Raw genomic sequence first — 21,956 nt, forward strand, 5'->3', positions numbered from 1 at the left:
TACAATCATTTTCATCATTTAAAGTGCTGTTTAGACGATTTCTTAATTTTTATGATGTTGCACTTAACAGAAGACAAAAAACCCTCTCAAATAATGAGAGGGTTTTATGCTTGATATGCTCTCAAGCCATTCTCCAATAACTCAATAGCTAAGCTTGCTTCTTTCTCTTTGATAATAAGGGGTGGATGCCATGTGATGCAATTGCCAGCTGCTACTTTAAACGATAGACCATGCTGCAAACAGTAGTAGAGAAGAAACTCGGTCAACTGCTCATCTTTTTCTTTTGTGTCTCGGCTTTTAACAAGCTCGATCGTTATTAACAATCCGCAGATTCGTAAATCCCCAATGCAAGTATACTGCTCCGCTAGTTTCTTTAACTTAGCCGCCATGAATTGAGATTGGCTCAAACTATTTTCTTTTAACCTGTAATCGTCAATATAGTTAAGCATGGCAACGATAGCCGCACTGCCTATTGCTGGCTTTTCATGTGTATAATGACCGAGTGAAACTTCTGCCGCCGTATCAAGCACTTTTTTCACTAAAACAGCAGCTTGTGGCACGATGCCTCCGCCTAATCCTTTTCCCAATACAAGGATATCTGGCTCAATATCATATAATTGATGCACATAACATTCACCGCTTCGGTAAAAGGCGGTTGGAATCTCATCAAAAATGAGTAGGATTCCATGTTCGTCACATATTTTTCTTAACCTTTTAAAATAAGATCGTGGAGGAATATGCGTGTCTGTTGCTCTAATTGGCTCTAGTAAGATGCAACTAATATTCCCTTCATTTATAATCACATACTCCAGATAATTTAACGACTTTTCAGCGATATCTTCTGGTGAGCTTGCACCAAAGACATTCCGGTAGGACTGGTAGGACATTACTTTAATCATCCCAGGTAACATCGGACCAATACCGTTTTTAAATACAGACTCTCCTCCCGCAGAGATTGCATCTAAGCCAGCCCCATGAAATGACTCCCACATGGAAATCACTTTATGATTGCCAGTCACTTTTCTAGCAATTTTCATAGCAAGTCCCACTGCTGCACTGCCTGATGGAACGAATAATACTTTGAAATCTTTTGAGATCGTCTTCTCTACTAACCTTTCTCCTGCCTCCATCGCAATGTCAGCAGTAAATCTCCGCGGAATAAAAGGCAAAGTACTCATTTGTTTCGTGATAGCTTCAATCACATACGGATTTTTATAGCCGACTTGATGCAAGCTATTGCCATGGAAGTCTAAATAACGTTTTCCCTCTCGATCGATTAAGTAGCAACCGTCTGCGTCAACAATGGTTTGTAGACAAGGAGTCGACATCGATTGCCTTATAAAGACCGCTTCGTCGCGCCAAAGTGTTTCTCGACTTACCTGATCAAGTGAATGATTCCACCTCATCCGTGAAGGGCTATTATTCACGTCTCCTTCACGGTGAAGTGCTTCTTTATTTTTCAATAGCTTCCCTTTCCTTCCCGGATCCTTGAAGATTAATTGTTTCTATCAGTGAAGGTAATTCTGTCATTGTCTCAATTGTAAAATCAGCCCCTGCGCTTATAAAGGCTTCTTTTGTTCGTGCCATTTCTCTCTGTTGTTCCTCTCCAGATAATTTGTTAAATTCATTGGCTGATAAGCCCATTTCAGAACTACCAACTATCACCCCAACCGTCCATACGCCGGCTTGCGCACCTTCTTTCATATCTGAAATCGTGTCTCCAACCTTCACGACGTTTTTCACACTCGATACTTTTAATGCCTGCAAGTTTTTAAAGATCATAAACGGATACGGTCGACCGTACGAATCGGTATCATCAGCCGTAAAGTAACAATCAGGTGTATAGCCTTTTTCCTTTGCTAAGGGTACAACAATATCCATCATTGTGCTCGTATAGCCTGTCGTTGACCCTATTTTCAAACCATTTGCTCTTAACTCTTTAACCGTTTCGACCACCCCAGCTATCGGATCAGTAAAATGAGCTAATGACTGCAATAAAGCCGGTTCGAATTTGCTATACAACCTTTCTACATCTGTTTCAGTGAATGGCTTGCCATTTTCTTCTTCCCAAAGACATGCAATCCGGGGCATCGACAGCATGGCGCGAATATGATCGATCTTTAGCATGCCCATTGGTTCTCTCGCCTCTGCCATCGTCACCTCAATACCCGCATCTTTAAAAATATCAATAAAGACATTTACAGGTGCAAAACAACCAAAATCTACTGTCGTACCCGCCCAATCAAATATTACTGCTTCTATTTTTTTCATTATGCTTTCACTCCCAAATAGTTTTCGATAATGTCACATAAACGGTTAATATCTTCTTCGTAAATTTCGCCAATATTGCCCATTCTAAAAGTATCTTCATCAGTTAGTTTTCCTGGATAAATAACAAACCCATGTTCTTTCATATAATCATAGAAAGCTTGAAAACTAAATTGATCGTTCGGATAAATAAAGGAAGTAATAATTGGTGATTGTTTGTCCTCACTAATATATGTATCAAATCCAATGGCTTTCATTCTCTTCCTTAATAACTGATTATTATTTCGGTATCGTTGTTCACGAGCAGGAATCCCTCCTTCTGTATCCAGTTCATCCAAGCTCTTCCCGAAAGCAGCAACGACATGAGTTGGTGAAGTATAGCGCCATTTACCATCTTTGTCCATCACTACCCATTGATCATATAAATCGAGTGAAAGGCTTCGTGCATTACCTTTACAAGAGATGATTTTCTCTCTTTTAGCAATCACAAATCCGAACCCTGGCACTCCTTGAATACATTTGTTCGCACTGCTTATTAAGAAGTCAATTCCAAGTGCAGGTATATCAATTTCCATTCCGCCAAAGCTTGACATTGCATCAATAATTAATGTTTTATTTGTTTCTTTAGCAACGTTGGCGATCATCTCAAGTGGATTAAGAATACCTGTCGTTGTTTCACAATGGACCATGACGATATGTGTAATTTCGTTATCTAAAGACAATAAATTTTTAATCTCTGCTTCTTTCGGATATTCATTATAGGCAACAGCGTAATGCGTATGCTTGATACCAATATAGTTAACGATTTTGACCATCCTCTCACCATAGGCACCGTTCGTAATAATCAATGCTTTATCTTCTTTACTAAAAGCAGAAGTCATAACTGATTCCACTGTAAAAGTGCCGCTTCCTTGCATCAAGACAACGGTATAGTCATCATTTTCTGCATGAGCAAGTTTTAATAAATCTGAGCGAATTTTTTGCGTAATTTGCTTATAATCATCATCCCAAGTACAACGATCAAACAACATTTCTCTTTTAACCGCCTCTGTCGTTGTTAATGGACCCGGTGTTAATAATTTATATTGTTTCATTCGTAAACTCTCCTTTATTTAGCTGAATTAAAGAATGCTTGATGTTTCTCTAATAACTCTACTGTCATTGGTTCTGAGAATATTTTTTGATTGCTAGCAATGTTTTCATCTGCAACCGTCTCGCCATCGTATAAAGCAACTGGATAATAGTCGATTAAACCTTCTCTCGCTTCTTTTACCAGAACTTCAGCCATTTCTTCCGCTAATTTTTTTTGCCCTTCACCTTTATCAATGACGGCAATCGATTCTGTAGTTGAGAAGTTCCCTTCTGTTGGATCGATAAAATCAATTGGTGCGCCTCCCGTTTTTGCAGCAACCGCTTGATGACGCAATCCAAATCCAACCGCGACTTCCCCTGCTTGCACCTTTTTAATAGAACCAGAACCTGAACTTTCTAAATGGGGCCCTGCATTTTTTATAATCCCAGCCATTACCTTCTTACCAGTTTCTTCTCCATACTCACTAATAATTGCCTGAATAAGCATCCATCCTGTGGAAGAATCCATAATATTAGGAATTGACACTAAGCCTTCGTATTGTGGTTCTGCCAACTCTTTTATTGAGGTCGGGACTTCTAGCCCTTTTTGCTCTAAAAGAGAAGTGTTATAAAATAACGAACCAGTATTAGCTAATAAAGGAGTATAAAAGTTAGGATATTCTTCTAAACTACTTGTATCGAAACTTAAATCTTTAAACATGTCATGTTGCTTTTCAGCACTTTCTAAAAAGTAAGAGCTCATTGTGACGATATCTGCTTCAATACTTTTCCCTTCTGCTAATAATTTTCCTCCTAATTCTGATGTTCCTAATGATTGAATTAAATAGTCTCCTTCAAAGCCAGCATCGTTTAATGTTTCTTCCATCACGTTTACTGCTTCTTCATCACCATTTGATAAGATCACGACTTGATTACTGTCACCACTTGCTGCCTCCCCTCCACATCCAGCTAGAATCATGACGATAGCAACTGACAAGAGTGTGAACCATTTTTTATTTTTTCTCATGTTACATCCCTCACTTTTATATATTTTTTAATGATCTTCTTTTTTGTAAATAATCACAGAGTAGTTTGATAATGAGATTAGTGAAGAAGATCAGTAAAGATAGTACAAAAATGTCATTAAATTTAGCAAAGTGCTGTAGTTCTTTGATCTTACTTGAAACAAGCGATGTTTGAGCAGATACGAGAAAAATAATTCCGCTAATCGTGACCATCGCATTGATAAAATAATAACTAAACATTTCTATCACTGTGCCCCAAGAGTTTGGCAGAATCACTCGGTAAATCGTTTTAAACCAACTATCTCCGAGTAATCCTCCCGTTGTTTCCCATGTCGGGTTCATCTTAGATAGAGAATTTTTCGCCATTAAGTAAGGCGTTGTGTAGTAGTGGACAATATTGCATACAATAATAATGATAAACGTGCCTTTTAGACTACTATTATTGAAAAGTAATAGATACGATAGACCAAGTACCATACCAGGCAAGGTATTTGTAATCATTGAAACAATATCAAACGCGCCTTTTCCTTTTATCTTTGTTCTCGCATTAATAATCGCTGAACTGTAGGCTATCAATATCCCAAATAATGTCGTAAAAAGAGCAACGATTAGAGAATTCTTATACACACCAATGAGGTCATTTGATTGAAATACATTGATGAGATGATTCCATGTAAAAGTTGAATCGTAAGGAAAACTTGTTAAAAACGGTGCAATGAACATCACCAGAAAGACAGATAACATACCAATGATGACAATGGAAGATAATAACGCAAAACTCATATCTCTGCCTTTATGTTCAACCATTTCAATCTCAGTGAATTTGTCATAATGGAAATTGAATCGTTCTAAATATTGCAGTAAAAAAACACCGAATAAGGCTGGTAAGAGCATTAATATAGCGATGACTGCCCCATGGCTGAAATTCGGGATTGAACCAAGCATCACTTGATAAAGTTGAGTAGAAACAACCGAGTATGTTCCGCCAATTGAAGCTGGTATCCCATAATCAGTAAAACTTAGAATAAATGAGAGTACAAAGGCTCCACCTATAGCGCCAGTTAATGGACGTAAGATCGTATGAAAAAAACTTCTCCAAGTACCGTCTAACATCAACTTTGAAACAACCATGAATCTCTTATCTATATACATAAATGAGTTATTGATAATAAGAAAGGCAGCCGGTAAAGTGTAAATTGTATAGCCTAACAACAAGCCATTAAATCCATAGATATTAAATAAGGGTTGTCCCATGAGCTGCGTGATTAATCCTTGATTACCAAAAGAATACATAATCGCAAAACCGTATGTAATCGTAGGTAACAACATAGGAATAAGTATCCCAACTTTAATGATACTTTTAAAACGTTTTTCAATATTCGTACAATGTAATGCGTAAGCAATCATAAACGCTAACACAGTTGAAATTACGGCTGTTAATCCTGAAACTTTTATACTGTTCATGAACGCTGTTATTAGTTCGCCATTCGCTAGTACATTTATATAATTAGTTAATTCAAGGCCATTGGTTGTTTGGAAGGAGCGGTAGAATAATGCCAGCATTGGCGATACTAGAAATACCGAGAATAATAGGATGATAGCCATATAGATGACTTTCATTTCCAACTTGATATTAGGCATATTGCTCACCAAACAAATGAAAAATATTTTGCCTTTTAATGTGGAGTTGTTTGAGTATAAAATCTTTCACAAATTCATTATTCGGTTCATGAATGATTTCATGTGGGGTACCAAATTGTGACACATGACCTTGATTAATAATTAAAATTTTATCTGACAAAGTTAACGCCTCTTCCGGATCATGCGTAACAATAATGGTTGTCAATTGAAATTGCTTAGCAATCGACTTGATTCTTTCTTTAATGGACTCTTTTATCACCCCATCTAATGCACTTAACGGTTCATCTAATAGAAGAATTCTTGGTTTCATCACTAACGTTCTCGCAAGCGCGACTCTTTGTTTTTGCCCGCCAGATAGTTGACTGATTTTCTTGTCCAAATGTGGACCGAGCTCAAGGAAATCAATATATTCGTGTAATTCATTCTTTGAGTCCATAGATTTCTTATTCTTCAAGCCATATACAATATTTTCATAGGCGTTTAGATGGGGAAATAATGCATAATCTTGAAAAACAATATTAAAGCCCCTATCCTTCATCTTTACATTCGTTAAATCTTCATTCTCATAATAAATTTTTCCACTATCCATTTTTGTCAATCCTAAAATGATGTTTAATAACGTTGTTTTTCCACTTCCACTTTGACCAAGAAGTGACACGATTTCTCCTGGTTGTATTTCTAAATCAATATTTTCTAATACTGATTTGTTATGATATTTTTTAGATACATTCTCAAGTTTGAGCATATTTAAATCCTCCAATAGTTAGAAAATTCAGTATTTAAAACTGAGCATTCCCCTCTTTTAATCTCCAAATATTTACCAAGAGGAATGATAAAAAGTGTCACAATGATAAAAATTAACCATGTTATAGACCCTGTTACCGCCTACAAAAAATATTATCGCTGCTGAAGTAAGTCTCTTTACTTTAAAAACCGTTTTTCATAATTAAATCAGCATCTAGAAATCCTAACCACGATACAATAGTGCGGCAACCGGCATTGGAATAATCATTTTTCCATTCCCCTCTGAACTAAGGAGGGCAGCAATCAGCTACCTAAACTGCATCCCTCTCCTTTTAGCTCTGTATCCATTGTTCTTTAGTAAGGTCAACTGTGTCCGAATAATCGATATTCGTAATAAAGTAATTCACTTCTTCTAATGAGGCGATTTTATAATTGGCTACCTTATCCACCTTAGAATCATCACTTAGCACATAAGATTTTTTTGATTGCGAGATAAAAACTTGTGACAGAAGACATTTATCTAAGTCATAACTTGTAAATCCAGCTTGATTAGCCACACCGTCGATGGCAATAAATGCTTTATCGACATAAAATTCTTTTGCCATTTTTTCTGCCAAAGATCCGGTTGTACGGAAGTGATCATTACGAACATGTCCACCTAAGAAGATAAGTTCACCTGTGAAACTTCTTAACTCCTCTCTTTCCATTAATTTAATCGCGATGGGAAAGGAATTCGTTATCACTGTAATGCCTTCTTTCATTAATAAACCATCAGCCATCTGCATCGTTGTACTTCCTTCATCAATGAAAAGTACATCACCATCTTCAACAAGTGAAGCTGCTTTCTTACCAATCAATTTCTTTTCGTCGATATGAAGAATTTCTCTTTCAAACATCGACAATTCATTATTTACAGGCTCAACTTTGACTGCACCACCATGAACTTTTTTTATTTTATATTCATTTGATAATTCTTCTAAGTATCTACGAATGGTTTCCGTTGATACATGAAATTCTTTCGCCAATTGATTAACCTTCACTTGTCCAAACTCTTGGATTAAACTCATAATCTTCTTCTTTCTTTCTTCGGCTAGTAGAGACATCCATGTTTGCTCCCTTAATCAAAATTCTTTTGTTGTTTTACTTTGTTTTATTTTGTTTTATGTTGTTTTTTATTATATAAGCAAGAATATCACATGTATATCATCCTGTCAGAGAATCTCACAAACATTTACAAAACCTTAAATATCATTTACAACCGCTTAAAGGGTTTTACATATTTCTTATATTTGTTGATTTATAACAACACAAAAAGACCGCCAAAGACATTGCTTTGGACGGCTCTATTACTCAATGATTTACTCTGCTAACAGCAAAGAGATTTCAGGGAATATGATAACAAGAATCAGTGCAACCACCATAAGCAAATAAAAGGGAACCACACCTCTAATCACTTCACCAATTTTTTCTTTTGTAATTCCACTAACTACGAATAGATTTAGCCCTACCGGAGGAGTAATCATCGCTAACTCCATATTAATCGTCATAATAATGGCAAAATGTATGATATTGATATCAAACAATACTAATACAGGTAGTAAGATTGGCAAAGTGATTAAAATAATCGCTGTTGCCTCCAGAAACATCCCCAATAAGAAAAACATCAAGTTGACACCAATTATAAATATCCACTTATTTGCTGCACTAGCTTCAATCCATTGAGCAAAAATCTGTGGTACTTGTTCCGTTGTTAAGAACATCCCAAAAACCATGGCTGAAGCAATTACTAAGAAAATCATCGCAGTTATATTAATAGACTCTTTTAATACTTCTCGAAATTTATTAAAAGTCATCTCTTTGTAAATAAATATCGACACAATTAAACCGTATAAACAAGAAACAAAAGCTGCTTCAGTTGGCGTGACAGCCCCACTATAAATGCCACCTAAAATAAAAACGGGTAGTAAAAAGCCCCAGATTGCCTTATATGTCTTTTTCCATCTCAATTGAAAGGGAACTTTTTCTAATCTACCATAATTATGTCTCCTTGCATGAAATATAGCTGAACACAAAAGTAAACTTGTTAGTAGCAAACCAGGGATTATTCCTGCAGCAAATAATTTACCTACTGAGGCTTCTGCAACTGTTGCATAAATAATTAACGGAATGGACGGTGGGATTAATATACCTAGCGTTCCAGCAGCTGCCACTAAACCCATCGAATATCTTTTACTGTAACCTGCCTTTACCATCGCAGGAATCATAATCCCACCAATTGCTGCAGCTGTGGCTGGGCTTGAGCCTGAGATGGCAGCAAAAATCATGCAGGCAAGGATAGTGACAACAGCTAATCCACCGCGAAAATGACCGACCCATGATTTTAGTGCTTCAATTAAGTGAAAGGATATGCCACCTTTGGACATAATCACCCCTGCAAAAACGAATCCGGGAATCGCCATTAAAGTTGCTGAGTTTAAAGCATTAAACATCTTCAAACCAACCGTATAAAGCGTAAAATCTACCATAAATAAAGCAACGATACTAGATAGGCCAAGGCTGACTGCGATTGGAACTCTTAATAAACAAAGAATCGTAAATACAACAAAGAGGACAATAATCGCACTCATAAACTAACCCCCTTGTTATGATTTTCTCTATTTTGTTGTTCAATTTCTTCATATAATTCTTCTACTTCACCTGTTAACTCTTTCTTGTCTCCTTTAGCAGATCTATAAGCTTTTCTAATGAAGTAAAGCCCTAGTAGTCCCATACTGATAGGTAATACAAGTAAAGTAATCCAAATCGGAATACCTACGTCAACAGTTTCAGTACCTTGTACTCTTGTAAGCGTTACCAATTTAATGCTTGTAAACATTAAAAAAAAGGCAAAACCCGCACCGATACAATTGCTAATACAGTTAATAATCATTTTTGCTTTGTAAGATAAACGATCAAATAGGATTTCTACACTGATATGACGATTTTCTTTTAAAGCGATACCAAAACCCAAAAAGATGGACCAAACAATCAAAAATTCAAAAATCTCTGTCACCCAAGCTTGCGGCATATTGAGGATATACCGTGTAAATACCCCATACAGACTTACAAACACACCAGCAATAAATAACAAACCAGCCATTCCCTCTTCTAAGCTTGATAGTTTCTTAAGCATGACGATTATCAACTCCCTTTTGTAGATTGTATCCAATATTTATACTTTACTATAAAACAAATGAATAATAAACAGAATATTTATTTATTTTTATTTATTCACAATTTTCATTTATTTTGTTATAATTCTAGATATTGTATCCAATATACTATTTTGTAAGCGATTTCTTTTGTAACTTAGGGGGGGTTTTTCCATGTTAAGAGTAAAATCGATTTTTGTCCTTTGCCTTTTGATTATCGTTGGAACACTTCTGTCTGGTTGTCAAAGTCACCCTACACATGCAGATGCTACCCAAGTAAACGGCGTTCAAGCAATGACTATTAAGATATCCCACGTAGTTGCAGAAAATACCCCCAAGCATAAAGGGGCATTAAAAATGAAAGAAGTGATTGAAGAACAATCCAATGGGAAGATCCGAGTTGAGATTTTTCCTAATAGCTCCTTGTTCGGTGATAAAGATGAGTATCAAAACTTAATTGCCAATAATGTTCAATTCATCATGCCGGAAATGACAAAATTAGTTGGTTCTGAAGTCGGTTTTAATATTCCAGGTATGCCTTTTCTATTTGAAAATGATGAAGCTGCTGAAAATTTTTGGGATGGACCAAAGGGGAAAGAAGTATTAGCGCGTTTACAGAAAGATAAAGTATTAGGGTTAACCATGTGGCCAAACGGAGCCAAGCATGTGACAAATAATAACCGTACTATATCCTCTCCAAGTGATTTTGCTGGATTGAAAGTGCGGACAACTGGAGGGCAACTATTAGAAGAACTATATAAATCATTAGGGGCCGGCTCAAGTTCGATCCCTTTCGGAGAGCTATATACTGCCTTGCAACAAGGAACGGTCGATGGTCAAGATAACCCGTATAGCAACATCGAATCGAAAAAGTTTGCTGAAGTACAAGAGTACTTAACCATTATCGGTATGAACCGTGTTGACTATGCATTACTAACAAACACAACTTTTTGGGATGGATTAAATGATGAGAGCAAGCGTATTGTGCAAGCTGGAATCGACGCAGGTACAGAGATTGCTAGAGATTCTGCTGAAAAGCTCAATGATGAAGCTTATGTAAAAATACAAAATGAGAGCGATATAGAAATAAATGAACTGACTGATGAAGAGATAGAAGCTTTTAAAGAGCATTTACAGCCAGTGTATGATAAATGGAAGGAAATTATTGGCGAAGATATTATTGAGGATGCTGAAAAAAGATAATCCACATTTCCAATAATTACTATAACATGTATAATGGTTAGAAAGCGATTAAATGAGGTGATATAGGTAATGACTGGGGATATGGTCTTTCAACTAATATTGTTCCTCCTCCTTTTAGCTATTCTATTCATATTCACTGCCGCTGTAAAATTTCTTTTTCGGAAAAATAGTATGAAACCAAACCTTGAGGTAGAGCAAAAATTGGACCAAATTATAGAATTATTGCAAAGTGAAGCAAATAAGAAAAGATAGAAGGCGTTCTTTAATGGGCGCTTTTCTTTATTATCATGTTCTTATTCGTTTCTAAGAGATTTCCGCATTATAAAAGCTTTATCACCTTCTTCTATCATAAAAAATATTCATGTTTTTAAAAGTATCATTGTCATAATATAAGTGGTTACGATAAAAAACAATAAAAGAGTAATAGAAGGATAAAACATTGCGCTATATTCCTGCCTTCTGGTTATATAAGTTTGTCTAAACTGCTCTAAGCTTTCCAAGGACTTATTCTTAACTACCCCTTTTATAAGAGTATTTTCTACTTTTTCAGTTCCTTGTTACCATACTTCTGGCAATTCTACTTCGCTTTTTTCGATAAATTCCAAATCCCAAAATATTAGTAACAATATCCTGTATGATTATTTTGGTTATTGGCATACTCAGGTACTTATTTTTTTATTGATCGAGTGAAAGACCAATATTCGTTTTAATGTTAGGTGTATTTATCGTTTTTTATTCAACAAGTGGTGATGTGGTTTATTAGAAAAAGAGTGAAAACAATATGTTGGGAAGGTGACTTATTTGAAAAAATAACTCACTCCCTTTAATGATTTAACAATCCGGCGTTATCCTTGAACAAGGATAGCGCTCTTTTTTCATTAAAGGACCTTTTAAAGGAGGAGGCATTATTTCGTCCTCGTTATTTCATGATTTCAAAATAAAACGGAATTGCTTTAAGGCATATTCAAATGACTATGTAAATATGAATAGAATAGAACAGAAGAAGTATTTCAGGGAGGTTATTGAATGAACGGGGATGATACATCTTTGCATGCTGATACCGGTGTTACATCCGGATTGTTTGTTGAGAGATCTTTAAATGAAATTCGTTTTTGGGCTAGGATTATGAAAGAACATTCTCTATTTCTTCGATTAGGTTTTAGAGCAGAAGATACTCAACTAATTCAAGAGGCTAATCAATTTTATCGCTTATTTGAACAAATCGAACAAACTGCACATTCCTTTAATAATCAAACAGATCCCGAACAAATAAGAAGATTTAATTCAGAGGTACAACAAGCTGCAACTAATATTTTCGCATTTAAAAGGAAGGTGCTAGGACTAATTCTTACATGCAAATTGCCGGGGGCAAATAATTTCCCACTATTAGTGGACCATACAAGTAGGGAAGCTAATTATTTTAGAAAACGATTAATTGAATTAAATGAAGGGAAATTACAAGCGCTTCCAGATGCTATTATTAAAGAGAATGTCTTCTTCTTAAGGATTATGGCAGACCATGCAAAATTTATTGGTCATCTCCTTGATCCGTCAGAAAGGAAACTGGTTGATGTAGCACGGGATTTCAGCAATGATTTTGATCAATTGCTGTATCAAGCAAAGGACTTAGAATCTATGAGGCCACAATCTCAAACCGGTCCACTTTTAGATCAATTCCTGGATCAAAATCGGGTGTCAGTTTCATCTCTAAGGGACTTCAAGAAAACAGCCCGTGATTTAATTGAACAATGTAAAATTAAGAGTATTATTCATCCTCTGTTAGCCGACCATGTTTTCCGGGAAGCTGATAGGTTCCTAGAAATCATTGATATGTTTGACGCACATCTTACAGGTGGTTCCAAATCCTGATCAAAGACAGAAAATTTTGGCTAACCTTATATAACGAACGGGTGGCTTTCGTAAAAAGTAGAAAGGGTTCTACATATTAGTCATATCCAATATGTAGAACCTTTTCATTTTTCTATCTTTTTTAAATTTAGGTCTTGAAAAAAAAATCCCTTACTCTCTTTTTTAAACTTCATATTTTTTATCACAGTGCGAACATTTTATTTTTCTACTGAATGCGTTCATACTTTAAGCATATTCTTTCTTTTTTTTAAAAAAATAACCTAAACCATTCCTTTTTTAAAATAAAAAGCCCCTCATAAAAGAGGAGCCTTACTTAGCTTTATTAGTCTTCTACAACTACTTTTTCCATTACGTCACCATTTTTCATTGCTTTCACAGCTGGCATGCCAGATGTTACTTTTCCGAAAACAGTGTGTACACCATTTAGGTGAGGTTGTGGCTCGTGTACGATGAAGAATTGGCTTCCACCAGTATCTTTACCAGCATGAGCCATAGAAAGTGATCCTTCTTCATGTTTATGTGGATTTCCTTCTGTTTCACATTTGATTGTGTAACCTGGACCACCTGTACCATTACCAGTTGGACAGCCACCTTGAGAAACGAATCCAGGAATCACACGGTGGAAAGTTAACCCGTTATAAAAGCCCTCGTTAATCAACTTTTTGAAGTTTTCTACTGTACCTGGTGCTTCATTTGGGTATAATTCAAATTCAAGTTTTTCTCCATTTTGTAGCTGTATGTATCCTTTTTCAGACATGTATAACACTCCTTTATATTTCAAAATCTTTTCTATCATAACATTTTTTTATGTAAGAATAAAATCTGAAGGTTAATTAATTTAAATGAAGCATTTATTATGTACCAAATAAGCTTAAGAATAGTAATAAAAGAAATATGATCGATGCATAAAATGAGACATGGAGAAAAAAAGTAGTGAGGTTGAATTTTATTTCTTCAGTGTTAAAAGTTTGTCTTTTCGTCCGTTTTTGCATATCATCACCATCCTTATGTAGATGTTAATAATATTCGTTATTCATATGACAAAATCCTCCAACTTTAAGCAAAATAAATAGCCCTTCGTTTGTATGAAGTGCCATTTATTCAGCTTGTCTTTGCTGAAGTTGTTGAGTTAAATGACGATCAATGATACTGTCTAACTTTTGTAGACTTTGCCTTGCTTTGTCAGCAGTAATAGTCCGATAATGATGGGCTCCTCCTGGTTCTTCATCCTTTTCATCTGCTCTTTTAACAATGGATTGTAAGGCCGTACGATCCACTTCTCCACCTGGTAAGAAAGAATCAGTATGAAATAATATTGCAAGTGAGACTTGTTTGGCTCTAATCGGATTTTCACCTAAGCGAATCAGTAATTTATGGGCTCTTTCCGCTCCTTTGATCGCATGAATATCGTTTTTACGATATAACTCATAGTCCCATTTACCATTTTGATTATACCAAGTGTAATGACCGATATCATGTAAAAACCCTGCTTTTGCAGCTAAGTCGACATCCACATTTTCTATCTTTGCTAATTTCACTGCGTGATAAGCAACCGCTACAGCATGGGCAAGACCTGATCTTGTCACATATTTTTTGGCAATATGATGATCAAAAATATTAGTTAATGTAACATCTCTCATAAAAAATAACCTCCTCTTTTTATCCTTTACCATATTTATACCCCGCTAAACAAACGTTGGCTTATAAAGTTATCATATACATTATTATTGTCGAAAGTGTTAGGGCATATTATGTGGAAATTGATATTTTAACTATACATTTTACTTATTTTCTCTTAAAATTGCTAGTGTTTTGTTTGATTATCTAACAAAAATGTTTGTGAGCAATGTCTCTACCACCTCATAAAAAAACATCATTGACTCATCGTAAGAAAAAGACTGGGACAAAACTAAAATGATCTAACCTTAAAAACGAACAATCACCAATGATGTTCTATAAAAATCAGTTGTAAGAAAGCCCATTCCATTGCACTATTTTTTTATATAAGAATAAAAACACAAAAAAACCGAATGATTAGATATGTATACTACTAATCATTCGGATAAATCCTCAACTAGAATACTTAAGTCCCATCTACTTCCTTCTTAATTTACATATTGATTCCATTTATCGCGCAAGTATCTCGCGAAATCTTTTCCGTCTTCAATGCTTTCTTTCATAAATTCTTTCCAAACGGGTAGTTCTTCTTTTATTTTTTCCCCTAGTTTGTCAGATTGTTCTTTAATGGTTGTTTCCATTTTCTCTTTTGCTTTGTTAAAAGTTTCGCCCGTGCTGTTGTTGACTTCTTTAGGTTCAATAGCGCCTTCCATTACCGCTTTGAAAACCGGTACAACATTTGTCGAGGTGCTTCCTGATAAGTAATGTTCTCGGTCCGTTTTATCATACCCCAACCACACTGCGCCAACGATTTCATCTGTATAACCAACAAACCATTGATCTTTTGTTCCATTTAAATCAGCATATGGCAATTGAGTCGAACCTGTTTTCCCAGCAAGTGACACACCCTCTATTTTGGCACCTGCGCCGGTTCCATTTTCAATGACATCTTCAAGCATTGTATCCATTTTTTTTGCGACTGATTTTGATGTGACTTTTGTAGCTTTATCATCATGGGCAACAATCTCATTACCAGTTGGACCAACGATTTTCGTAATAAAATGAGCATCATACCGCTTCCCTTCATTTGGGAAAGTAGAATAAGCTTGTGCTAGTGTTAAAGGAGAAATCCCTTTATGCATACCACCTAAAGCAATACCTAAATACTCATCTTCCTTTTCATAAGGAATGCCAAATCGCTGCAAGGAATCTAACCCTTTCGTTAATCCGATTTGATCTAGTAACCAGACAGCAGGTGCATTAATAGATTCAGCAACAGCTTTTGTCATCTCTACTTCACCAAGGTATTGATCGTTCACATTTGTTGGTGTGTAGTCCCCATAAGTAACTTTTTCATCTTGTAACATTGAATCTGGCTCATAACCTTCTTCAAGCGCAGGGGTATAGGCAGCAAGCGGCTTTAAGGTTGACCCTGGTTGTGCCTTTATATGTGTGGCACGGTTAAATCCTCTAAAAACATGTTCACCTCGCCCACCAACCACTGCACGGACGCCACCAGTTTGTGGATCGAGTAGAACAGCTCCACTCTGAACAAGAGTACTTCCATTACCATTCGGGAATAGAGAGTCATTATGATAAGTCACTTCTAAATTTGCTTGGATATTTTGGTCCATTTGTGTATATATTTTATATCCTCTTGTGAAAATTTCCTCTTGAGTTAAACCATAACGGTTGATCGCTTCATCTAATACCGCATCTACATAGTAAGGGTATTGTCTCTCGAATGTATTTTTTTCCCCTTCTTTTAAGACAATCTCTTCAGCAACTGCTGTTTCGTACTCAGCAGTAGTAATCATGTTCAGTTCCTGCATTTTAGCTAATACGATATTTCTTCTTTTCATTGCGCCTTCATAGTTTTTATAAGGGTCCAGATAAGAAGGTGATTGCAATAAACCTGCAAGCATGGCTGATTCACTTATTGTTAACTCACCGACATTTTTACTGAAGTATTGGTTGGCGGCACTGTCAATTCCCCAGGCACCACTACCAAAGTAAACTTGATTTAAGTACATCTGTAGTATATCTTCTTTTTCATATTCTTTTTCAATTTCAACTGCAAGAAATAGTTCTTCTATTTTTCGGCGGTATGTCTGTTCGGATGTTAGTAGTGCATTCTTAGCTAATTGCTGTGTGACTGTACTACCTCCACCTGTGATTCTACCAGCAAATAGATTGCTTACAAATGCCCTTGTCATTCCTTTTAAATCAAAGCCATTATGTTGATAAAAGCGTTCATCCTCTATGGCAACAACCGCATTTGGTAAATGTTCTGGTAAATCTTCAAATGTTACTCCTTCACTACGATTTGTGGCAAAGCTTGACGCTTCATCCCCATCCTTATCATATATGATCGTAGACTGCTTTAATCCTTCTTGTAATGTAGAAACATTGGCATTTACGGCAAGAAAGGCAAAAAATAGAATCGCAAGTAAAATAAAAGTCAAACCTAATAATAATCCGATTTGCGTTAAATGATATCTTTTCCAAAACTTCTTTATCCATTGCCATAATGTTTTTAATCTCTCTTTTAGTTGAGCTTTCATTGTTTTACTCCTTCATATAAATGCAATAGTGAAAAGTTTTTATTTCCTCTCCTCTATTAAATAGAACGTAATAAATAAAAATAAGTTTCACTTTTATATTATTCTTCTACCAACCATTAGATTTAACCCAGTTGACTAATGTATTTGATATGATTCTTGCACTGACATAAGGGGGTAATAGATTAGTCATTGCTTCAAAAGGAGCTCCAAGCCATAAAATATCATCATCAATCAAGATAAAAGCAAAGCAAGGATGACCTTTTATATGATTAGCCGAAGGAAGCTCAGATAAATGAGACTCGCTACAAATCGTAAGTAAATTCCTTTTCATTAATGATCGAAATACCTCTATATAAGAGGACCCAACACTAAATATTTTCGGCAATCCAATGATTACTTGCTTCTTAGCATGATGTAAATCATATAGTAGGCGTTCACGCTTTTTAGCATAATGCCAAGACAATTTCGGATGAGAATGATTCATCCATTGCCCTATTTCAGCGGGGCCAATCACATGTCCTTCGCTCGTTTGATGTTGCCATAATTTTTTCCATATTTTCTTACTTGATACATGCTGCCTTATAAACGTACCATTTGCTATATGGATAAACTTTCCTTTTGTACGTGTGAGAGCAACATTTAATAATCGTTCACTATTTTGACCGGTTAATAACACACCTGGTCTCGTTTCAGGATCCCCATCGACTGTATCAAATATCATCATATCCTGTTCACTCCCTTGAAAGCGATGGACAGTCGCTGACACAATTTGCGCAGTCATTTTCTCTTTCTCATAGACTTCATCTAAGAACTGTGTCATTAATATCGCTTGTGCCCTATAAGGTGTAACATAGCCTATTGAGCGATTACCCGCCTTATAAGCTTCATGAATGAGTTGAAAAGAGAGCAATAGTTGCCATAGGTTCACACGTGAATGCGTTGATTTTTCCTTTATGCAATAGGCACCTGTACTTGATGTATCTAACAATATAGAGGCACGTTGAGGAAATGGATGACTTTCTACAATGTTCTCTCTCGTTTGATAGACAGATGGATGATCGACAACGAGGGATTGATAAATATATTCATTCGTGAATTTCGATATATCTGGGTGCATTCTTCTTTGTTCATTTAATAAGAACAACTGCGGATGCAGTTTCCCTTTATTCTCTTGACTTACAACACCGGCATGATGGAAAATATCTTCTTGCAACCATTTTTTTACTAAAGGATGCTTTGCTGAAGCTATTGGCGGTAGTTGTTTAAAATCTCCACAGATAATTGTCCGTTTTCCTAGTGAAGTCGCAAGGGCAATTTGAGGGATATATGCCATACTTGCTTCATCTAAAATGATATAGTCGAATTCATCTTCATAGATTAAGGTATCAGTTGCCATTTTCGCCAAGGTTGTGCCAATGATTCTTGATTGCTTTACTAGAGTATTTTCTTTTTTCTTTAGTTTTTCATGTAATGTATGAAGCTTTTTTTCTATTTCAACTAATTGCCTACTATCACGTTGGCTAAAGGAAGAGGATAGATCTAATTTTAATCCTGCTCTTTCCTCCATTAATTGATTTTTCTCTTCTATTAAATCACCATCGCTCATGTTCAATAAGCCAGTCGCTGTAATTGAAACAAACTGCTTCATGAATTCATCTGATTGTCTGCCATACCTTAATAGATCACCAAGATTGTATTTATCCTTTTTCAAGAGAAACTGATAAACTTCTGCCATGAGTACATCCACTGCTTGATTACTATGTGCGACAATTAATATCCGCTTCTTTTTTAAATATTGATTTGCAGCTACTCTTGCTAACGTATAGGTTTTACCGGTTCCAGGAGGTCCCCAAATATAAGTAATTGGATTATACTTCGATCGTAGTACTAACTCATGTAATGATGATTTAATTTTATCTTGCGGATGCTTTACCTCAGTTGAGGGATTCATTAGATGCTTTATTCTTACTCTTTTTTTCTTTTGATCCTTTATTTCCGCTATCCTCTGATAGAGTTGATCTAATAACTCCCAAGGGTCATGCTGCAAATGGGCTTCATGAATCTCTTCACCGAAATAATCTTCTATCGTTACAATAATATTTTTTCCTTCTACAGATACCATTCGGCCCTTTGACTTTCTTTCTCCCCAAAGAACGGTAATGGTTGAACCAATTGGAATTGATAATGGAAAATGGACTTCAAAGTAATAGCTATAGCCCTCTTTTGCATCTAATTTTCTTCCAGCAAAAATATGAAAACTCTTACTACCATATTGTTTTAAGTGACTGATTTCTGCTGCAATCGCTTTTTGCCACTCTTTTATATAAACTTTTGTTGATACCATTTGCTCATACTTCCTTTGTTTTCATTCATAAATATTTACTATACCATATTTACAAACAAGTAGACTCTGCTTGCAATAAAAAGGTAATTAGTCTTCAGCACCATACTCAGTACAAAATGATCTAATCTCGCTACATTCGTTTGGTAAATCACCTTTTAGTAACCACGTTTCAACGATATAAGTAAATAAGTCAGGTTTTGCCAAAGGAAATCCATGGCCAATTTTCAGTAAAGTCACGCCTTGGCAATTTAAATGTGAAGCTACAATGTCTGTTGCAGATTTTTTCATGACTGCTTTTTCTTTCTCACCGACAGTAACCAATATTTTAGTTTTTGCCATTTTAAATTCTTTAGGTATTCGAAACGACATGTTCTCTTGTAATACTCTCATGAGAGTTTCAATCTTCATTCGAGCACTTTCTTCATAATATTTGTCAAAGTAGGCTTCGTTCACATACAATATTTTAGCTTGGATCTTGGAGAAGTATTTATGTTTGATTAAAGGAAATGACCATTTAACTGTGGTTTTTATCAATTTTTCTGTGTATGGATATGGCCTGACCAACGCACTATTGATGATGGCGAAATCTATTAAATATGGTTTCATGCTTAATATTTGTATAATCACTTGAGCACCTAATGAAAAGCCGATTAATATTATTTTCTTACCGTTTGCTTTTTGTTCGAGTAAGTTTATAACTAATTCTGCACTACCTTTTATAGTAAATTTAATATCATCACTGTGCAAACCATGCTCAGGTAAATCTGGAACAATACAATAATAGTTCGAAAAAGGTTGAATTTGTTTATCCCACATCCAACCACTTACGCCACCACCATGTAAAAATACGATTAAAGAAGCACTTTTATCACCGTGTTCTGTATACTTCAAAGCCACTAATTTCACCTATCTTCCTTTAAAATATGACTGATTCATGTATACTTTTCTAATATGCTTTCAATATTAGGATTTTGCATATTTAGTTACTTATTATAGAACGTCCTTGTCGTAAAGAATGACTCTCTTCAATCAAAAATGAACCAGAGATATATGAAAGAGGCTCAATCATTTTTAAAAATGATTGAGCCTCTCTTCCTTATACTTCTAAGCCATAGTTTTTACATAATGCTGCTAGTCCACCTGAGAAGCCACTACCAATGGCATTAAATTTCCATTCGTTATTGTGGCGATAAAGCTCACATACAACAACAGCTGTTTCAATGGAAAAATCTTCTCCTAAATCATAACGTAGAAGTTCTTCATTTGTTTCTTCATTTACTAAACGGACAAACGCATTAGAAACTTGTCCGAAATTTTGCTTTCTTAATTCTGCATCATGAATGGTAACAGCAATTCCGATACGATCAACAGTTGAAGGGATTTTTGAAAATTCGACAATTAATTGTTCATCATCTCCATCTCCTTCACCGGTACGATTGTCTCCTGTATGAATGACCGAACCTGATGGATGTTCCAACTGATTGTAGAAAACAAAATCTTGATCTTGCTGGCAACGGTTTTGATGATCTGCTAAAAATGCAGAAGCATCTAGGTCAAAGGATTCCCCGCCATTATACTTATTTGTATCCCAACCGAGACCGATCACTGCCCTAGTTAATCCCGGGTTTGTTTTCGTTAAATCGATTCTTTGTCCTTTTGATAATTGAATAGCCAAAGAGACTCCCCCTTTTATCGCGTTAAGATTATCCTACTTGTAAGCCGTAATCAGTTGCAATTCTTGCCAAACCACCTTGATAGCCTGAACCAATTGCAGAGAATTTCCATTCGCCATTATGACGGTATAATTCCCCAACAATTACAGCTGTTTCAATAGAGAAGTCTTCTCCCAAATCATAACGAATCAATTCTTCATTGTTTTCTTCATTTAAGATACGAACATAAGAATTAGATACTTGTCCGAAATTTTGCCCTCTTCCCTCTGCATCATGAATCGTAATTACAAACGAGATTTTTGCAATAGAAGCAGGTACATTGGATAAGTCAACTTTTACACTTTCGTCATCGCCATCACCCACACCCGTGCGATTATCTCCTGCATGTACAACTGATCCATTTCCACCTTCTAATTGATTGTAGAAAATAAAGTCTTTATCCGAAGAACATTTTCCAGATTCATCTAATAAAAACACACTAGTATCTAAGTCAAAATCTTGGCCGCCATCATACTTATTTGTATCCCAACCAAGACCGATAACGACTTGAGATAGCCCTGGATTTGTTTTGGTTAAATCAATTTTTTGTCCTTTTGATAATGAAATTGCCACTTTTCATCTCTCCCTTTTCATTGAAAATTGTAAATATGTATACATTCAGTTTAAACGTTTATTAGAAAAACGTAAACTGATATACCCTCGCTTTTCTTCTTAAAAAACAAGTGAAAAAAACCTATTCAATTAGC

19 protein-coding genes are annotated in these 21,956 nt (G+C 35.7%); 3 read left to right on the top strand and 16 right to left on the bottom strand.

The features are described 5' to 3' along the window. Positions 1-104 precede the first annotated feature (104 nt). The 9 genes from pbfA to MKY26_RS06705 form a co-directional block, all read right to left on the bottom strand. Complete coding sequence (gene pbfA, locus MKY26_RS06665; RefSeq protein ID WP_328198077.1) at positions 105-1,463, bottom strand: (R)-1-hydroxy-2-aminoethylphosphonate ammonia-lyase; 1,359 nt, start codon at positions 1,461-1,463, stop codon at positions 105-107. Then, the gene (phnX, locus tag MKY26_RS06670) at positions 1,453-2,271 is read right to left on the bottom strand and encodes a phosphonoacetaldehyde hydrolase (RefSeq protein WP_095373179.1); all 819 of its coding nucleotides are present in this window, start codon (positions 2,269-2,271) and stop codon (positions 1,453-1,455) included. The genes pbfA and phnX overlap by 11 nt, the downstream gene beginning before the upstream one ends. Then, complete coding sequence (locus MKY26_RS06675; protein WP_328198076.1) at positions 2,271-3,362, bottom strand: 2-aminoethylphosphonate--pyruvate transaminase; 1,092 nt, start codon at positions 3,360-3,362, stop codon at positions 2,271-2,273. The genes phnX and MKY26_RS06675 overlap by 1 nt, the downstream gene beginning before the upstream one ends. 14 nt (positions 3,363-3,376) lie before the next feature. Beyond that, positions 3,377-4,366, bottom strand: a complete 990-nt coding sequence (locus tag MKY26_RS06680; RefSeq protein ID WP_340975126.1) for an extracellular solute-binding protein — start codon at positions 4,364-4,366, stop codon at positions 3,377-3,379. A gap of 16 nt (positions 4,367-4,382) precedes the next feature. Further along, a complete protein-coding gene (locus MKY26_RS06685) occupies positions 4,383-6,005 on the bottom strand; it encodes an ABC transporter permease subunit (protein ID WP_341094033.1) in 1,623 nt (540 codons plus the stop codon). Then, entirely contained in the window at positions 5,998-6,750 is a 753-nt protein-coding gene (locus MKY26_RS06690) for an ABC transporter ATP-binding protein (protein ID WP_307318444.1), read from the bottom strand. Before MKY26_RS06690 ends, MKY26_RS06685 begins: the two co-directional genes overlap by 8 nt. Before the next feature lie 331 nt (positions 6,751-7,081). Further along, positions 7,082-7,852 (bottom strand): DeoR/GlpR family DNA-binding transcription regulator, encoded by a 771-nt coding sequence (locus MKY26_RS06695; protein ID WP_095373175.1) that lies wholly within the window; start codon positions 7,850-7,852, stop codon positions 7,082-7,084. Positions 7,853-8,107: 255 nt separating this feature from the next. After that, positions 8,108-9,376, bottom strand: coding sequence for a TRAP transporter large permease (locus tag MKY26_RS06700; RefSeq protein ID WP_095373174.1), 1,269 nt, complete (start codon positions 9,374-9,376; stop codon positions 8,108-8,110). Then, a complete protein-coding gene (locus MKY26_RS06705; RefSeq protein WP_095373173.1) occupies positions 9,373-9,921 on the bottom strand; it encodes a TRAP transporter small permease in 549 nt (182 codons plus the stop codon). Before MKY26_RS06705 ends, MKY26_RS06700 begins: the two co-directional genes overlap by 4 nt. 193 nt (positions 9,922-10,114) lie before the next feature. Here MKY26_RS06705 and MKY26_RS06710 point away from each other — a divergent pair, with 193 nt between their 5' ends. The 3 genes from MKY26_RS06710 (at position 10,115) to MKY26_RS06715 (ending at position 13,012) form a co-directional block, all read left to right on the top strand. Beyond that, positions 10,115-11,143 (top strand): DctP family TRAP transporter solute-binding subunit, encoded by a 1,029-nt coding sequence (locus tag MKY26_RS06710; protein ID WP_322909409.1) that lies wholly within the window; start codon positions 10,115-10,117, stop codon positions 11,141-11,143. Between the two features lie 81 nt (positions 11,144-11,224). Continuing rightward, a complete protein-coding gene (locus tag MKY26_RS23380) occupies positions 11,225-11,395 on the top strand; it encodes a DUF4083 family protein (RefSeq protein WP_416337090.1) in 171 nt (56 codons plus the stop codon). A 774-nt stretch (positions 11,396-12,169) separates the two neighbouring features. Then, the gene (locus MKY26_RS06715; protein ID WP_095373170.1) at positions 12,170-13,012 is read left to right on the top strand and encodes a DUF2935 domain-containing protein; all 843 of its coding nucleotides are present in this window, start codon (positions 12,170-12,172) and stop codon (positions 13,010-13,012) included. 322 nt (positions 13,013-13,334) lie between these two features. On the opposite strand, the gene MKY26_RS06720 is transcribed toward MKY26_RS06715, so the two are convergent. From MKY26_RS06720 to MKY26_RS06750, 7 genes are all read right to left on the bottom strand, one after another. Further along, on the bottom strand, positions 13,335-13,769 hold the full coding sequence (locus MKY26_RS06720) for a peptidylprolyl isomerase (protein ID WP_095373169.1): 435 nt from the start codon (positions 13,767-13,769) through the stop codon (positions 13,335-13,337). Between the two features lie 340 nt (positions 13,770-14,109). Next, the gene (locus MKY26_RS06725) at positions 14,110-14,652 is read right to left on the bottom strand and encodes an HD domain-containing protein (protein ID WP_095373168.1); all 543 of its coding nucleotides are present in this window, start codon (positions 14,650-14,652) and stop codon (positions 14,110-14,112) included. Positions 14,653-15,117: 465 nt separating this feature from the next. Continuing rightward, positions 15,118-17,193 (bottom strand): transglycosylase domain-containing protein, encoded by a 2,076-nt coding sequence (locus MKY26_RS06730; RefSeq protein ID WP_341094061.1) that lies wholly within the window; start codon positions 17,191-17,193, stop codon positions 15,118-15,120. A 106-nt stretch (positions 17,194-17,299) separates the two neighbouring features. After that, positions 17,300-19,537 carry an AAA domain-containing protein gene (locus MKY26_RS06735; protein ID WP_307313710.1) on the bottom strand — a complete coding sequence of 746 codons (2,238 nt, stop codon included), beginning with the start codon at positions 19,535-19,537 and terminating at the stop codon, positions 17,300-17,302. Positions 19,538-19,624: 87 nt separating this feature from the next. Continuing rightward, positions 19,625-20,434 carry an alpha/beta fold hydrolase gene (locus tag MKY26_RS06740; RefSeq protein ID WP_157734011.1) on the bottom strand — a complete coding sequence of 270 codons (810 nt, stop codon included), beginning with the start codon at positions 20,432-20,434 and terminating at the stop codon, positions 19,625-19,627. Positions 20,435-20,633: 199 nt separating this feature from the next. Then, positions 20,634-21,212, bottom strand: coding sequence for a TerD family protein (locus MKY26_RS06745; protein ID WP_095373166.1), 579 nt, complete (start codon positions 21,210-21,212; stop codon positions 20,634-20,636). 28 nt (positions 21,213-21,240) lie between these two features. Then, complete coding sequence (locus MKY26_RS06750; RefSeq protein WP_095373165.1) at positions 21,241-21,822, bottom strand: TerD family protein; 582 nt, start codon at positions 21,820-21,822, stop codon at positions 21,241-21,243. Between the last annotated feature and the right edge of the window lie 134 nt (positions 21,823-21,956).

The sequence above is a fragment of the Cytobacillus sp. FSL R7-0680 genome, from assembly GCF_038009245.1.
GTDB classification, from domain to species: domain Bacteria; phylum Bacillota; class Bacilli; order Bacillales; family Cytobacillaceae; genus Cytobacillus; species Cytobacillus kochii.

What these genes read in the sequence shown, in the direction of transcription:
- MKY26_RS06715 (WP_095373170.1), top strand. Translation starts at nt 12,170, where the DNA reads ATGAACGGGGATGATACATCTTTGCATGCTGATACCGGTGTTACATCC.
- MKY26_RS23380 (WP_416337090.1), top strand. Translation starts at nt 11,225, where the DNA reads ATGGTCTTTCAACTAATATTGTTCCTCCTCCTTTTAGCTATTCTATTC.
- MKY26_RS06710 (WP_322909409.1), top strand. Translation starts at nt 10,115, where the DNA reads ATGTTAAGAGTAAAATCGATTTTTGTCCTTTGCCTTTTGATTATCGTT.
- phnX (WP_095373179.1), bottom strand. Translation starts at nt 2,271, where the DNA reads ATGAAAAAAATAGAAGCAGTAATATTTGATTGGGCGGGTACGACAGTA.
- MKY26_RS06685 (WP_341094033.1), bottom strand. Translation starts at nt 6,005, where the DNA reads ATGCCTAATATCAAGTTGGAAATGAAAGTCATCTATATGGCTATCATC.
- MKY26_RS06730 (WP_341094061.1), bottom strand. Translation starts at nt 17,193, where the DNA reads ATGAAAGCTCAACTAAAAGAGAGATTAAAAACATTATGGCAATGGATA.
- MKY26_RS06700 (WP_095373174.1), bottom strand. Translation starts at nt 9,376, where the DNA reads ATGAGTGCGATTATTGTCCTCTTTGTTGTATTTACGATTCTTTGTTTA.
- MKY26_RS06725 (WP_095373168.1), bottom strand. Translation starts at nt 14,652, where the DNA reads ATGAGAGATGTTACATTAACTAATATTTTTGATCATCATATTGCCAAA.
- MKY26_RS06675 (WP_328198076.1), bottom strand. Translation starts at nt 3,362, where the DNA reads ATGAAACAATATAAATTATTAACACCGGGTCCATTAACAACGACAGAG.
- MKY26_RS06720 (WP_095373169.1), bottom strand. Translation starts at nt 13,769, where the DNA reads ATGTCTGAAAAAGGATACATACAGCTACAAAATGGAGAAAAACTTGAA.
- MKY26_RS06695 (WP_095373175.1), bottom strand. Translation starts at nt 7,852, where the DNA reads ATGTCTCTACTAGCCGAAGAAAGAAAGAAGAAGATTATGAGTTTAATC.
- MKY26_RS06690 (WP_307318444.1), bottom strand. Translation starts at nt 6,750, where the DNA reads ATGCTCAAACTTGAGAATGTATCTAAAAAATATCATAACAAATCAGTA.
- MKY26_RS06735 (WP_307313710.1), bottom strand. Translation starts at nt 19,537, where the DNA reads ATGGTATCAACAAAAGTTTATATAAAAGAGTGGCAAAAAGCGATTGCA.
- MKY26_RS06705 (WP_095373173.1), bottom strand. Translation starts at nt 9,921, where the DNA reads ATGCTTAAGAAACTATCAAGCTTAGAAGAGGGAATGGCTGGTTTGTTA.
- MKY26_RS06680 (WP_340975126.1), bottom strand. Translation starts at nt 4,366, where the DNA reads ATGAGAAAAAATAAAAAATGGTTCACACTCTTGTCAGTTGCTATCGTC.